The sequence below is a fragment of the Streptomyces sp. NBC_00162 genome (assembly GCF_024611995.1).
In the GTDB taxonomy this organism is placed as follows: Bacteria; Actinomycetota; Actinomycetes; order Streptomycetales; family Streptomycetaceae; genus Streptomyces.
In genome coordinates, this window is record NZ_CP102509.1 from 1208080 (window position 1) to 1222119 (window position 14040).

9 protein-coding genes and 4 pseudogenes are annotated in these 14040 nt (G+C 73.6%); 6 read left to right on the top strand and 7 right to left on the bottom strand.

Going from position 1 to position 14040, the window contains the following annotated elements; all coding sequences use genetic code 11:
- The first annotated feature begins 2 nt into the window (after positions 1-2).
- Together JIW86_RS06340 and JIW86_RS06345 are read left to right on the top strand one after the other, a co-directional pair.
- Entirely contained in the window at positions 3-2741 is a 2739-nt protein-coding gene (locus JIW86_RS06340) for an alpha/beta fold hydrolase (protein ID WP_257552885.1), read from the top strand.
- Positions 2738-3601: an ABC transporter permease gene (locus JIW86_RS06345; RefSeq protein WP_257552886.1), complete on the top strand. Its 864-nt coding sequence runs from the start codon at positions 2738-2740 to the stop codon at positions 3599-3601. Before JIW86_RS06340 ends, JIW86_RS06345 begins: the two co-directional genes overlap by 4 nt.
- Before the next feature lie 23 nt (positions 3602-3624).
- Here JIW86_RS06345 and JIW86_RS06350 read toward each other — a convergent pair whose 3' ends face one another.
- The 5 genes and pseudogenes from JIW86_RS06350 to JIW86_RS41615 form a co-directional block, all read right to left on the bottom strand.
- Positions 3625-4581, bottom strand: a complete 957-nt coding sequence (locus JIW86_RS06350) for a D-2-hydroxyacid dehydrogenase family protein (protein ID WP_257559234.1) — start codon at positions 4579-4581, stop codon at positions 3625-3627.
- A 5-nt stretch (positions 4582-4586) separates the two neighbouring features.
- Positions 4587-5537, bottom strand: coding sequence for an aldo/keto reductase (locus JIW86_RS06355; RefSeq protein WP_215144267.1), 951 nt, complete (start codon positions 5535-5537; stop codon positions 4587-4589).
- Between the two features lie 87 nt (positions 5538-5624).
- Entirely contained in the window at positions 5625-6317 is a 693-nt protein-coding gene (locus JIW86_RS41605; RefSeq protein WP_322975605.1) for a hypothetical protein, read from the bottom strand.
- A 165-nt stretch (positions 6318-6482) separates the two neighbouring features.
- Positions 6483-6722: pseudogene (locus JIW86_RS41610) on the bottom strand (hypothetical protein); the annotation flags it as partial.
- Positions 6617-7420 (bottom strand): annotated as a pseudogene (locus JIW86_RS41615) (beta-galactosidase); the annotation flags it as partial. The pseudogenes JIW86_RS41615 and JIW86_RS41610, both read right to left, overlap by 106 nt.
- Positions 7421-7587: 167 nt before the next feature.
- On the opposite strand from JIW86_RS41615, the pseudogene JIW86_RS06365 reads away from it, so the two are divergent.
- Positions 7588-8711 (top strand): annotated as a pseudogene (locus tag JIW86_RS06365) (substrate-binding domain-containing protein).
- A 136-nt stretch (positions 8712-8847) separates the two neighbouring features.
- Here the strand turns inward: JIW86_RS06365 and JIW86_RS06370 are convergent.
- Both JIW86_RS06370 and JIW86_RS06375 read right to left on the bottom strand, forming a co-directional pair.
- On the bottom strand, positions 8848-9639 hold the full coding sequence (locus tag JIW86_RS06370) for a sugar phosphate isomerase/epimerase family protein (protein ID WP_257552887.1): 792 nt from the start codon (positions 9637-9639) through the stop codon (positions 8848-8850).
- Positions 9636-10711 (bottom strand): annotated as a pseudogene (locus JIW86_RS06375) (LacI family DNA-binding transcriptional regulator). The gene JIW86_RS06370 and the pseudogene JIW86_RS06375 overlap by 4 nt, the downstream one beginning before the upstream one ends.
- A 198-nt stretch (positions 10712-10909) precedes the next feature.
- Here JIW86_RS06375 and JIW86_RS06380 point away from each other — a divergent pair.
- The 3 genes from JIW86_RS06380 to JIW86_RS06390 are packed head-to-tail and all read left to right on the top strand — an operon-like array spanning position 10910 to position 14024.
- Positions 10910-12034 carry a Gfo/Idh/MocA family protein gene (locus tag JIW86_RS06380; protein WP_416237664.1) on the top strand — a complete coding sequence of 375 codons (1125 nt, stop codon included), beginning with the start codon at positions 10910-10912 and terminating at the stop codon, positions 12032-12034.
- Positions 12031-13188 carry a dihydrodipicolinate synthase family protein gene (locus JIW86_RS06385; RefSeq protein WP_257552890.1) on the top strand — a complete coding sequence of 386 codons (1158 nt, stop codon included), beginning with the start codon at positions 12031-12033 and terminating at the stop codon, positions 13186-13188. The genes JIW86_RS06380 and JIW86_RS06385 overlap by 4 nt, the downstream gene beginning before the upstream one ends.
- Complete coding sequence (locus JIW86_RS06390; protein WP_257552891.1) at positions 13185-14024, top strand: sugar phosphate isomerase/epimerase family protein; 840 nt, start codon at positions 13185-13187, stop codon at positions 14022-14024. The genes JIW86_RS06385 and JIW86_RS06390 overlap by 4 nt, the downstream gene beginning before the upstream one ends.
- Positions 14025-14040: the final 16 nt, after the last annotated feature.

Genomic DNA, 14040 nt, shown 5'->3' on the forward strand with positions numbered 1-14040 from the left:
GTATGAAGCTCCGACTGCCCAGGCGCCGCCGGGTCCGCCTCTTCGCCGGCGCCGCCGCGCTCGCCGTCGTCGCGGGAGCCGGGCCGTGGCTCGTGTCGGCCTCGGCCGGCGACACTCCGGCCGTGCACCGCGAGGACCGCGTGGTGGACATGCCCGGCGCCGCGATCGACACCTCGTACTTCACCGCGGGCGACGGCGCGGACAAAAGCTCGGGCGAGGGGAAGAAACGTCCCGCTGTGCTCCTCGGCCACGGTTTCGGCGGCAGCAAGGAGGATGTGCGCGCCCACGCCGAGCAGTTGGCGCGTGACGGGTACGCCGTCCTGACCTGGTCGGCGCGCGGCTTCGGCCGCTCCGGCGGCCGGATCGGGCTGAACGACCCCGAGTACGAGGTCAAGGACGTCTCCCGGCTCATCGACTGGCTCGCCACCCGGCCCGAGGTGCGGCTCGACGCGGACGGCGACCCGCGCGTCGGCGTGGCCGGCGCCTCCTACGGCGGGGCGGTCTCGCTGCTCGCCGCCGGATACGACCGGCGCGTGGACGCGATCGCCCCGCAGATCACCTACTGGAACCTGGCCGACTCCCTCTTCCCGAACGGGGTCTTCAAGAAGCTCTGGGCCGGCATCTTCTTCACCACCGGCTCCTCGGGCGGCATGCAGCCCTCGCAGCAGGGCCCGCAGGCACCCGATCCGCTCGCCGCCCCCGGCTGCGGGCGCTTCCAGCCCGAGCTCTGCGCGATGTACGAGCGGGTCGCGGTGGCCGGGAAGCCCGACCCCGAGGCCCGGGCGCTGCTGGAGCAGCGCAGCCCGTCGGCCGTCGGCGCCCGGATCAAGGTGCCGACCCTCATCGTGCAGGGCCAGGACGACTCCCTCTTTCCGCTGGACCAGGCCGATGCCATGGCCAAGGCCATCGCGGCGAACGGCGCGCCCGTCTCCGTGGACTGGGCGGCCGGCGGACACGACGGCGGCGTGCGCGAGGCCGACCGGACCGGGGCGCGGGTCGCGGCCTGGTTCGACCACTACCTCAAGGGCGGCGGGGCCGACGGAAACACGGACACCGGCCCGGCGTTCCGCGTCTCGCGCTCCGGCGGCATCGACTCGACGGACGGCCAGGTGCAGCTGCGCGGCGCGAGCGGCGAGCGGTACCCCGGGCTCGCTTCGGACCCGAAGGAGTTCGCCCTGACCGGGCGCGAGCAGAGCTTCGCCAATCCGGCGGGCGGCGCCCCTCCCGCGCTGTCCTCCCTGCCGGGCATCGGCGGGCAGCTCGCGGCCTTCGGAGCCGGGCTCTCCTTGGACTTCCCGGGGCAGAACGCCCGCTTCGAATCGCAGCCGCTGACCGAGGAGGTACGGATCACCGGGGCGCCGGCCATCACCCTGAAGGTGAGGTCGACGGCTGCGGACGGCTCGGCCGTGCTGTTCGGCAAGGTGTACGACGTCGGCCCGGACGGCCGCCAGCAGGTGCTGCCGAGTCAGCTGGTCGCCCCGGTGCGGGTGGAGAACGCGCAGCAGGAGACGGCCGTCGAGCTGCGGCTGCCCGCGATCGACCACGCCGTCGAGGCCGGGCACCGGCTGCGGCTGGTGGTCGCCGCGACCGACCTGGGCTACGCGACCCCGGCCGCGCCGGCCACCTACACGGTCTCGGCTCAGGGCCCCCTGGCCGTCCCCGTGGCCGCAGGGGTACGGACCGCCTCGGCGGGGCTGCCCGCCTGGACGTGGGGGCTGCCGCTGGGCGCGGCGGCGCTGGCCGCGGCGTTGCTGGGAATCCGGAGGACCGGCCGGGGGCCCGCGGGCGGCGGGGGCGGCGTACCGCAGCCGGAGGCCGCGCTGGCCGGCGTACCGCTGGAGATCACCGGACTGACGAAGCGGTACGCGAAGGCAGAGGACCGGTACGCGGTGCGGGACCTGTCGTTCCGGGTGGAGAAGGGGCAGGTGCTGGGACTGCTCGGGCCCAACGGGGCCGGGAAGACCACCACCCTGCGGATGCTCATGGGGCTGATCTCGCCGGACGCCGGGGAGATCCGGGTGTTCGGGCACGCGGTGCGGGCCGGGGCGCCGGTGCTGTCGCGGGTCGGGGCCTTCGTGGAGGGCGCGGGGTTCCTGCCGCATCTGACGGGCCGCGCGAACCTGGAGCTGTACTGGCAGGCCACCGGCCGCCCGGCCGAGGACGCCCACATGGCGGAGGCCCTGGAGATCGCCGGGCTCGGCGACGCGCTGGAGCGCGCGGTGCGCACGTACTCGCAGGGCATGCGGCAGCGGCTCGCGATCGCCCAGGCCATGCTCGGGATGCCGGACCTGCTGATCCTCGACGAGCCGACGAACGGTCTGGACCCGCCGCAGATCCGGGAGATGCGGGACGTGATGATCCGCTACGCGGCGGGCGGGCGGACGGTCATCGTCTCCAGCCACCTGCTGTCGGAGGTGGAACAGTCCTGTACGCACCTGGTGGTCATGGACCGCGGCAGGCTGGTGCGGGCGGGAGAGGTCGCTGAGATCACCGGCGGCGGGGACACCCTGCTGGTGACACTGGCCGGGCCGGTGGACGAGATGGTCGTCGAGAAAGTCGCGACCCTGGAGGGAGTGGGTTCCGTGGTGGCCGCCGATGACGGGCTCCTCGTACGGCTCGACGGCGCGACGGCCGCCGGGCTGATCGCCGAACTCGTACGGCTGGAGGTGCCGGTGAGCGCAGTCGGACCGCACCGGCGACTGGAGGACGCGTTCCTCACCCTGATCGGAGGTTCGGCATGAGCGCCGTACAGGAGGTGGCCCCGGGCTACCAGGCCGGCCGTACGCTGCCGCTGCGAGTGGAGGCCCTGCGGCAGTGGCGCAGGCGGCGGACGCTGGTGATGTTCGGGGTGCTGGCCGCGCTGCCGTTCATCATGCTCATCGCGTTCGCGGTGGGCGGCGGACCGGACGGCCCCGGTGGCGGCAACGGCCGGATCACGCTGATCGACACGGCGACGGCCTCGGGCGCGAACTTCGCGGCGACCTGCCTGTTCGTCTCGGCGGGCTTCCTGCTGGTGGTGCCGGTGGCGCTGTTCTGCGGGGACACGGTGGCCTCGGAGGCGAGCTGGTCCTCGCTGCGCTATCTGCTGGCCTCGCCGGTGCCGCGGGCGCGGCTGCTGTGGAGCAAGCTGGTGGTGGCGCTCGGCTTCAGCCTGGCGGCGATGGTGCTGCTGCCGGTGGTGGCGCTGGCGGCGGGCACGGCCGCGTACGGCTGGGGGCCGCTGAAGCTCCCGACGGGCGGTGCGCTGGCCGCCGGGGACACCGTGCCGCGGCTCGCGCTGGCGGTCGCCTTCGTCTTCGTGTCGCAGCTGGTGACGGCGGGTCTGGCGTTCTGGCTGTCGACACGGACGGACGCGCCGTTGGGCGCGGTGGGCGGTGCGGTCGGGCTGACGATCGTCGGGAACGTGCTGGACGCGGTCACCGCGCTCGGGTCGTGGCGCGAGTTCCTGCCGGCGCACTGGCAGTTCGCGTGGGCGGACGCCTTGCAGCCGCAGCTGGAGTGGGGCGGGATGATCAAGGGGGCGGCGGTGTCGGTGTCGTACGCGCTGGTGCTGTTCGCCCTCGCCTTCCGGGGGTTCTCCCGCAAGGACATCACGTCCTGAGCGGAAGAACCCCGGTCACAGCACTAGGGCAGGACGCGTACGGGTGAGCCGTCGAGGAAGGCAGCGATGTCCTCGACGGCTTCGCCGTAGTACGTGGCGTAGTTGGCCCGTGTGACATAGCCGAGGTGCGGGGTCGCCAGGAGCCTCGGGGCGGTGCGCAGGGGATGGTCACCGGGCAGCGGCTCGGTGTCGAAGACGTCGAGGGCGGCGCCCGCGATGCGGCCTTCGCGCAGGGCCTCGATGAGCGCGTCCTGGTCGACGATGGCCGCCCGGGAGGTGTTGACCAGGTAGGCGCTCTGCTTCATCAGCGCCAGCTCGGCGGCGCCGATCAGGCCTCGGGTGCGGTCGCCGAGGGCGAGGTGGACGGAGACGAAATCGCTGCCGGCCAGCAGTTCCTCCTTGGACCCGGCGAGGGCCACACCCACCTCCGCGGCCCGCTCCTTGGTGAGGTTCTGGCTCCAGGCCACCACGTCCATGCCGAAGGCGAGCCCGACCTGGGCGACTCGGCTGCCGATCTTGCCGAGCCCGAGGAGGCCCAGTCGGCGGCCGTGGAGGTCCGCGCCGATCGTGCTCTGCCACGGGCCGTACGCGCGCAGGGCGTTGTTCTCCTGGACGAGGCCGCGGGCCAGGCCCAGCAGCAGGGCCCAGGTCAGCTCGACGGGCGGGGTCGAGGAACTGCCGGTACCGCAGACGGTGACCCCGTTGCGCGCGGCGGCGGCGTAGTCGATCACGGAATTGCGCATTCCGCTGGCGACGAGCAGCTTGAGGCGGGGCAGCCGGTCGAGCAGGGAGGCCGGGAAGGCCAGGCGCTCGCGCAGGGTGACGACGATGTCGAAGCCGGCCAGACGCGCCGCGAGCCGGTCCTCGTGGGAGAGGTGGTCGGTGTAGGTGACCACCTCCACCCGGTCCGCGACCGGGGACCAGTCGGCGAGCGAGGTCGCGGCCTCCTGGTAGTCGTCGAGGACCGCGCAGCGCAGCATGCCCTTCACGCCGGGGCGCCCGGCGCCACGGCGTCGATCTCGGCGAGCAGCTCGGCGTCCAGCGGGCGGTCGGCGACGGCCGCGTTGGCGCGCACCTGTTCGGCGGAGGTGGCTCCGGCGATGACGGAGGCGCAGCCGGGCTGGGCGCCGAGCCAGCCGATGGCGAGTTCGAGGACGCTGCGGTCGTGCTTCTCGGCGAGGGCGGCCAGTGCTTCGACCACGTCGAGCCGTTCCTCGGTGAGGTAGGAGTCGCGGCCTTCGAGGCGGGAGCCGGCCGGGACGGGCGCGCCCCGGCGGATCTTGCCGGTCAGCAGGCCGTTGGCGAGCGGGAAGTACGGGAGCACGCCGACGCCGTAGTGCAGGGCCGCCGGGACGAGCTCGCGCTCGGCCGACCGCTCCAGCAGCGACCACTGGTTCTGTGCGGAGACGAAGGACGCCGCGCCCGTCTCCCGGGCGACGTGGGCGGCTTCGGCGAGCTGCCAGCCGGTGAGGTTGGAGTGGCCGATGTAGCGGACCTTGCCCTCGGCGACGAGCTCGGTGAGCGCGGCCAGGGTCTCCGCGATCGGGGTGGCCGGGTCGGGGCTGTGCAGCTGGTAGAGGTCGATGTGGTCGGTGCGCAGGCGGCGCAGGGACTCCTCGACGGCCCGCCGGATGTACGCGCGGCCGCCGCGGGACCCGGCGGCGGGCCCGTACTTCATGTCCATGCCCGCGTAGCCGAACTTGGTGGCGAGGACGACCTGGTCCCGACGGCCCTTGAGGGCCTGCCCGAGGTGGTTTTCGGAGCCGCCGAGGCCGCCGTAGATGTCGGCGGTGTCGAGGAGGGTGATGCCCGCGTCGAGCGCGGCGTCGACAACGGCGCGGGTGGCCTGGGCGTCGAGGCGGCCGCCGAAATTGTTGCAGCCGAGCCCGACGGCGGAGACCTGTAGACCCGAACTGCCCAGGGAGAGATAGCGCATGCGTTTCATGCCTCCGCACTCGTACGATGCCTGACCGGCCGTCGGGTCAGTCTAGAAGAGCCCCGTCACGCGAAGATCCTCCCTCCCTCACTCGAGCGTGACGACGGTGCGGCGGCCGAGGTCGGGCTGGTCGCGCAGCGGCAGTTCGGTGCCGGGGCGCTCGAGTTCGAGGACGACGATCTCGTTCTCGCCCGTGTTCCACAGGGGGCCGGGGGCATAGAGGGTGCGCTGCGGGCCGCGCGGGGTGTCGTGGTGACCGAGGAGGAAGCCGTTCAGCCAGACCAGGCCGGTCCCCCAGCCGGACATGTCGAGGAAGGCGTCGGCCGGTGCGCCGGTGAGGCCGTGGGTGAAGCGGTGGAACACGGGCCGGCCCTTGTCGGCGTCGGCGGACCCTTCGGCGGTGAAGTCGAGTCCGGTGAGGTCCGTGAGCGGGAGCGGGCGGATCTCCCATTCGAACAGCTGCTGGTGGCCGTGGCGTACGCCGCGCCAGATGCCCTTGCGGTCGTCCAGGAGCGGACCGTAGTTGACCCGGCCCTGCGCCCTGACCAGGACGTCGAGGACCACGCCGGCCTCGCCGACGGGCAGGTCCAGTCCCTCGTCGGGCGCGTTGCGGTCGAGGACGCCCAGCGGCACTCCGTCGGCGAAGACGTACGCGCGGTCACCGAGGCCGTCGATCTTCACGGGCATGACGGGGCGCGGGCCGGTGATGGTGGTCCGGTAGTGGATCAGTCCGTGGCTCTGGCCCAGGCGTTCCATGGACTCGGGAGCCGGGCGCAGCACCGGCGGGCCGCCGAGCAGGTCGAGGGCGGTCAGCAGCGGCGCGGTGCCCGCGGGGGTGGCGAGGGCGGGGGTGATCCGCGGCGGCGGCTCGGGCAGCGGCGTGTCGGGCAGCGGTACGTACTTGGCGATGACCTCGCGGAACGCGTGGAACTTGGGGGTGAGTTCACCGGCTTCGCCGATGGGCGCGTCGTAGTCGTAGCTGGTGACGGTGGGCTGGTAGCCGGCCTCCCAGGGCGCGACCCGGTGTGGTTGGCGCCGGCCCAGAAACCGAAGTTGGTACCGCCGTGGGCCATGTAGAGGTTGACGGAGGCGCCGGTGGCGAGCAGTTCGTCGAGGGATGCGGCGGCGTCTTCGACGGCGCGGACGTGGTGGTCCTCGCCCCAGTGGTCGAACCAGCCGATCCAGAACTCCATCGCGGCGAGCGGGCCGGTCTTCTGATAGCGGCGCAGGGCGTCGAGTCGCTCGGCAGGCCGGGCGCCGAAGGTGGCGGTGGCGAGCCGGCCGGGGAGCATGCCGCCCTGGAGCATGGCGTCCTCGGGGCCGTCGGCGGTGAACAGCAGGCAGTCCACGCCGCGTTCTACGAGGGCCTGCTCCACGTGGGCGCGGTAGCGGCTGTCGTTGCCGTACGAGCCGTACTCGTTCTCGATCTGTACGGCGACGACCGGGCCGCCGCGGCTCGCGAGGAGGGGCAGCAGCTCGGGGACGACCAGGTCGAACCAGCCGTCCACCTCGGCCTCGAACCGGGGGTCGGAGCAGCGCAGGTGGAGGCCGTCGACGGCGAGGAGGCGGGCGGGCAGGCCGCCGAAGTCCCACTCGGCGCAGATGTAGGGGCCGGGCCGGACGATGGCGTCGAGGCCGAGGTCCTGGGCGGTGCGCAGGAACCGGCCGAGGTCGCGCCAGCCGGTGAAATCGGCCTTGCCGGGCGCGGTCTCGTGGAAGTTCCAGGGGACGTAGGTGTCCACGGTGTTCGCGCCCATCGCGCGCAGCCGCTTCAGCCGGTCCTCCCACAGGTCCGGATGGACCCGGAAGTAGTGCAGGGCCCCCGAGACGATGCGGTGGGGGCGCTCTGCGCGCCGGAATCCGTCCTGGTCGTGCGTGAGCATGCGCTGACTCCCGAAAGAGGGTCGTGATGCCGTGAAGTGCGGGACGCCGCCGAATATATGAACGCACCGACCACGCCGTCAATGACAATTTGATCGGAATCGATCGAATCGATCGGTTCGATTGCCTATGATGGAGCTGACGGAACGGCAGAGCGCAGGGGGACACCTTGAGACCACACGTAGACCAGCGTCAGGCGCAGGTGCTCGCGCTCGTCCGGGCGCGGGGCAGTGTGCGCGTCGCGGACCTGGCCCGGGAGCTGGGCATCTCCCCCGTCACCCTGCGGCGGGACATCGAGGCGATGGCGGCGCGGGGCGAGATCCAGCGGATGCACGGGGTGATCAGCCGGGTGGAGGCGGGCGCGGCCCCGGCGGCCGGCCGGGCGGGCACGGGGGAAGCCGGGTCCTCGGCCACGGCCGGTCACGGAGCTTCGGCCGGTGGCGGCGAGGGGCTCGTGATCGGGATGGTGGTGCCCACGACCGAGTACTACTACGCCGATGTCGTACGAGGGGCCCGCGCGGCCGTGGAGGCCCGCGGCGCCCGGCTGACGGTGGGGCTGACCCGGTACCTGCCGGGCGAGGACCGGACCCAGGCGGACCGGCTGTTGTCCACCGGGGCGCACGGGCTGCTGCTGACCCCGAACTGGGAGGCCGGGTCGCCCGGGCCCGGGGAAGGGGCCTGGACGGTGGAACTCCCGGTTCCGACCGTCCTGGTGGAGCGGTGGGCGCCGCCGGGGCATCCGGCGGCGGCACTGGACCGGGTGGCCTCCGACCACGCGCACGGCGCGGCCCGGGCGGTGCAGCACCTCGTGGGGCTGGGGCACCGGCGGATCGCACTGGCCAGCCGGACCACGCCCACCACGGCGCGGCTGCGGGCCGGGTACGAGGCTGCCGTGGCCGCGCTCGGGCTGGAGCCCGCGCCTCCGTGGCCGCCGGCCGGGCCGGGCCCGCTCTCGGACGCGGACGCGTTCTCCCGGACTCTGGAGTACCTGTGCCAGGCGGTGTCCGCTGGCGGGGTGACCGCGGCCCTGATCCACAGCGACACCGACGCGATCATGCTGATCCCGCGGCTCCAGGCGCGGGGGTGCGGGTGCCCGAGGACCTGGCCGTGATCACGTACGACGACGAGGTCGCCGGGATGGCCGACGTACCGCTGTCGGCGGTGGCGCCAGCCAAGCGCGAGGTGGGCGCCCGCGCGGCGGACCTGCTGCTGGACCGGCTGTCGGGCGAGGGTCCGGAGGAGGGCCCCCGGCAGCACCTGGAACTGCTGCCGCGGCTGACCATCCGCCCCTAGGGGGACCGGCGGGGCTCGGGCGGGCGGCGGAGCCGGGGACCGCCGGGCGGAGCCGCTCACGCTCCGAACTGATTACTTCGATCGGATTGCGCATTCGATCTTGGCCGAGGTCCGGGCCGGCCTGCTCGGCCTGACCTCACGGGGCGCTGCCCGCCACCAGCTTCGCCAGGTGCTCCCGCCCTCGGGCGAGCTGACCGGGCAGCTCGGCCGCCTCGGGGTACCAGCGTTTCTCGTACTCCCAGCAGAGCCAGCCGCCGGCCGGCGCGGCGGCCACCACTCCGGCCAGCGGCAGTACTCCGGCGCCGAGCCCGAGCGGGGTGAGCTCGTACGCCGAGACCACGTCCTTCACCTGTATGTAGCCCAGGTGTGCGGCCAGGGCCTGCCGCGACCGCTCGGGGGACTCGCCTCCGAGCCAGGTGTGCAGTACGTCCCACAGCGCGCCCGCAGCCGGATGCGCGACCTGGTCCAGGACCCGGGCGGCGGCGGCCCCGGTGCGGTGGGAGTCGTGGGTCTCCAGCAGGATCCGCACACCGTGCCGCTCGGCGAAGGGCGCCGCTGCGCGCAGTCTGCGCACGGCGTTGGCGTCGGCGGTCGCCTCGGGCAGGTCCCGGCCGCCCGGGAAGACCCGTACGCAGGGGGCTTCGAGGTCGGCGGCGAGCCGGACCAGCGCTCGCAGTTCGGCGAGGACCGGCTCGTCGGCACCGGCCGCGGCCACCTTGGCGTAGCCCGCGACTCCGAGGACGGCGACCCCGGCGGCGGTGAGGGTCCGCCGTCCGGCGGCGCGTTCGGCTGCCGGGCTGCCCGGGTGCAGGGGCTCCTCGGGGTGGGCACGCAGTTCCAGGCCGTCGTACCCGTGGTCGGCAGCGAGGGCGGCACTGCGCTCGAGGGGCGTTCCGGGGAGGCCGAGCGTGGAGATGGCGTACTTCACGGGCGGCTCCTTTCGGCCGGGGCAGGTCCGGTGGAGGCGCGCACCATCAGCTCGGTGGGCAGGGTGGTGATCCCGCCCGGGGGCGGCGGTCGGCGGCCGGTGACCAGCTGGGCGGCGAGTGCGCCCGCCTCGCGCAGGGGGACCCGGACAGTGGTGAGGGCCGGGGCGGTGTCCGCGCAGAACGGCAGGTCGTCGAAGCCGGCGACGGAGACGTCCTCGGGAATCCGCAGCCCGGCCTCGCGCAGGGCGGCGGCGACTCCGGTGGCGACGGTGTCGTTGGCCGCAGCGACCGCGGTGAAGGGGGCTCCGCGGCGCAGCAGTTCGCGGGTGGCGTCGTAGCCCGCGGAGCGAGTGAAAGCGGCGTGCACGGTGAGTTCGGCGCAGGCCTCGGCGAGGCGGGGGTCGTGCCGCCGCAGGGCGGCCCGGTGACCGGCGAGCCGCTCTCGGGTGGTGCTCAGACCGGGCGGGCCGGCGATGGAGGCGATGCGCCGGTGTCCGAGAGCAAGCAGGTGCTCGGCGAGGCGGAAGGCGCCGCCGTGGTCGTCGAACGTGAGGGTGGCGACGGGCAGTTCGGCGGGCAGGGGCAGCGGGGGGCGTCCGCACAGGACCACGGGCGCGCCGGTCGCGGCCAGCCGGGCGACGCGGGCGGCGAGTGCCGCGGTGTGCCCGGGGTCTTCGGGGGCGCCTCCGGTGAGGACGACTCCGCCGGCCCGCTGGCCCTCCAGCAGGGCGAGGTAGGCCAGTTCGGCCGCGGGGTCCCCCTCGGTGTTGCAGACGACCGCGAGGCGGCGGGCCTCCCCCGGCCGGTGGGCGCGAGGGCGCTCTGCAGGGACCCGGCGAGGATCCCGAAGAAGCTGTCCGCGACGTCGTGGACGAGGACGCCGACGAGGTCGGAGGTGGCGGCCGCGAGCGCGCGGGCGGGCCCGTTGGCGATGTAGCCGAGCTCTTCGACGGCCTGCTCCACCCGGGTCCGGGTGCCGCCGGCCACCGGATATCCGCCGTTGAGCACGCGCGAGACCGTGGCGGGCGACACCCCCGCGCGCACCGCGACCTCGGCCAGGGTCACCGCCATGGCGCACCTCCCCTTCTCCTGTTCCGGTCATCGTCTCATTCGGTGTGTGGATCTCCATACTCCCAGATTCGGTAAGCGCTTTCTATCACTCGTAAGAGTCTTGCACTGGCGATGATCGCGGCCCTAGCCTGGTCGAAGTGAAAGCGCTTTCTATCGAACGGGGAGGACACCGTGGACCGCAGGACCATCAAGATCGCCATGAACGGCGTGACCGGGCGCATGGGGTACCGCCAGCATCTGGTCAGGTCGCTGCTCGCCCTGCGCGAGCAGGGCGGACTTCCACTGGGAGACGGCACGGTGCTGTGGCCGGAGCCGGTGCTCGTGGGGCGCCGGGAGCCGGCCCTGCGGGAGATCGCCGAACGGCACGGCCTGGAACACGTCAGCAGCGACCTGGAGGCGGTGCTGGCCGATCCGGAGGTCGAGATCTACTTCGACGCCCAGGTGACCAGCGCCCGTGAGACGGCCATCCGGCAGGCCGTGGCGGCCGGCAAGCACGTGTACTGCGAGAAGCCGACCGCCCTGACCTTCGCGTCCTCGCTCGAGCTGGCGCGGCTGGCCGCGGCCGCCGGGATCAAGCACGGCGTGGTGCAGGACAAGCTGTTCCTGCCCGGGCTGCTGAAGCTGAGGCGGCTGATCGAGGGCGGCTTCTTCGGCGAGGTCCTCTCCGTGCGCGGGGAGTTCGGGTACTGGGTGTTCGAGGGGGACTGGCAGCCCGCCCAGCGGCCCTCGTGGAACTACCGCGCGCAGGACGGCGGGGGCATCGTCGCCGACATGTTCCCGCACTGGGAGTACCTGCTGCACGAGCTGTTCGGCCGCGTCCGCACGGTGCAGGCCCTGACCCGGACACACATAGACCGCAGATGGGACGAGGAGGGCAAGCCGTACGAGGCCACGGCCGATGACGCCGCGTACGGGACCTTCGAACTGGAGGGCGGCCCGGTCGCCCAGATCAACTCCTCGTGGGCGGTGCGGGTGCACCGCGAGGAGCTGGTGGAGTTCCAGGTGGACGGTACGCACGGGTCGGCCGTCGCCGGGCTGCGGAACTGCCGCATCCAGCACCGCGGTGCGACCCCGAAGCCCGTGTGGAACCCGGATCTGCCGCAGACCGAGGCGTTCCGCTCCCAGTGGCAGGAGGTGCCGGACAACACCCCCGCCGACAACGGCTTCAAGGCCCAGTGGGAGCTCTTCCTGCGCCATGTCGTCCTCGACGAACCGTGGCAGTGGGATCTGCTGGCCGGGGCGCGCGGAGTACAGCTCGCCGAGCTCGGCCTGCGGTCCTCGGCCGAGGGCCGGCGGCTGCCGGTGCCGGAGGTGACCCTGTGAGCATCCGGCTCCCCTCGGCGGACGGCGGGTACCGCCTGCACCGGCCGAACACCGACACCTTCGCCCCGCTCAGCTGCGGCCCGGCCCACAGCCGGAGGTTCTACTCGGCCGCGCACGTGGTCGCCGATCCGCGGACCCCGCAGGGCGCGGCAGAGCCCGCGGTCGACTGGGAGGCGACGCTGGCCTTCCGCCACCGGCTGTGGGAGCAGGGTCTCGGGGTCGCCGAGGCGATGGACACGGCGCAGCGCGGAATGGGCCTGGACTGGCCCACCGCCGCGGAGCTGATCAGGCGCTCGGCGGCGGAGGCCAGGGGCGTGGGCGGCCGGATCGTCTGCGGGGCGGGCACCGACCAACTCGCCCCGGATGAAGCGCACTCACTGACGGCGATCACCACCGCGTACGAGGAACAGCTCGCGCACGTCGAGTCCTGCGGGGCGGGAGCGGTACTGATGGCCTCGCGGGCGCTGGCCGGCGCGGCTCGCGGCCCCGAGGACTACCTGGAGGTGTACGGAGGCCTGCTCCGGCAGAGCGCGCGGCCGGTCGTACTCCACTGGCTGGGGCCGATGTTCGACCCGGCACTGGCCGGGTACTGGGGGCACCACGACCTCGACGCGGCCACGGAGGTCCTCCTGAAGATCATCGCCGACTGTCCGGAGAAGGTGGACGGGATCAAGGTCTCGCTGCTGGACGCGGAGCGGGAGGTGGACATCCGGCGGCGGCTGCCGGCCGGGGTGCGCTGCTACACGGGCGACGACTACCACTACCCCGAACTGATAGCGGGCGATGGGGAGCTGGCCAGCGACGCGCTGCTGGGCATCTTCGATCCGATCGCCCCGATAGCCGCGCGGGCGGCGCTCGCCCTCGACCGGGAGGACGCCGCGGGCTTCCGGGAGCTGCTGGATCCGACGGTCCCCCTGTCCAGACACCTCTTCGCCCCGCCGACCCGCTTCTACAAGACCGGGGTGGTCCTGCTGGCCTGGCTGGCCGGGTACCAGGAGCAGTTCAGGATGGTCGGCGGGCTGGAGACGGCGCGGCCCCTGCTCCATCTGGCGACCGCGTACGAACTGGCCGACGGGCTGGGGCTGTTCCCGGATCCCGAGCGTGCCGAGGACCGGATGCGCGGCCTGCTCGCGATGCACGGGATGGCGTCGTGAAGCCGGCACCGGCGCCGCCGCGGTTCAGCCTCAACCAGGAGACGATCCGTCAGTGGTCGCTGCCCGAGCTGGTCGCCGGGTGCGCGGCGGCGGGGGTGGGCGCGGTCGGGCTGTGGCGCGATCCGGTCCGGGCGTTCGGGGTGCGGGAGACGGCGAAGCTGGTAGCCGGTGCGGGGCTGCGCGTCAGCTCGCTCTGCCGCGGCGGCTTCTTCACCGCCGCCGACCCGGCCGGTCGGACGGCCGCGCTCGACGACAACCGGCGGGCCGTGGAGGAGGCGGCCGAACTGGGCGCGGCCACGCTGGTCCTGGTCTCGGGCGGGCTGCCCGGAGGTGACCGGGACCTGGTGGGGGCGCGCGGGCGGATCGCCGGGATACTCGGCGAGCTGGCTCCGTGGGCCGCCGCGCACGGGGTACGGCTGGGGATAGAGCCGCTGCATCCGATGTTCGCCTCGGACCGCTGCGTGGTCTCCACCCTCGGCCAGGCGCTGGACCTCGCCGAGCCGTTCCCGGCGGAGCAGGTGGGGGTGGTGGCCGACTCCTACCACCTGTGGTGGGACGAGCGGCTGCCGGCCGATCTGCTCCGGGCGGGCGAGGGCGGGCGCATCGTGTCCGTCCAGGTGGCCGACTGGGTGACTCCGCTCCCCGAAGGCGTGCTGCTGGGGCGCGGGCAGCTGGGCGACGGTTCCATCGACCTGCGGGGCTTCCGACGGCTGGCCGACGCGGCCGGTTATCGGGGTCCGGTGGAGGTGGAGATATTCAGCCCGGGCCTGTGGGCCCGGGGCGGCACGGAGGTACTGCGGGAGGTGATCGACCGCTACCGCGAGCACGTGGACTGAAGGGTGGTGCGGCGGG

Excerpts from the sequence above, each read along its gene's own strand:
- JIW86_RS06340 (WP_257552885.1), top strand. The coding sequence starts at position 3 with ATGAAGCTCCGACTGCCCAGGCGCCGCCGGGTCCGCCTCTTCGCCGGC.
- JIW86_RS06345 (WP_257552886.1), top strand. The coding sequence starts at position 2,738 with ATGAGCGCCGTACAGGAGGTGGCCCCGGGCTACCAGGCCGGCCGTACG.
- JIW86_RS06350 (WP_257559234.1), bottom strand. The coding sequence starts at position 4,581 with ATGCTGCGCTGCGCGGTCCTCGACGACTACCAGGAGGCCGCGACCTCG.
- JIW86_RS06355 (WP_215144267.1), bottom strand. The coding sequence starts at position 5,537 with ATGCGCTATCTCTCCCTGGGCAGTTCGGGTCTACAGGTCTCCGCCGTC.
- JIW86_RS06380 (WP_416237664.1), top strand. The coding sequence starts at position 10,910 with ATGAACGGCGTGACCGGGCGCATGGGGTACCGCCAGCATCTGGTCAGG.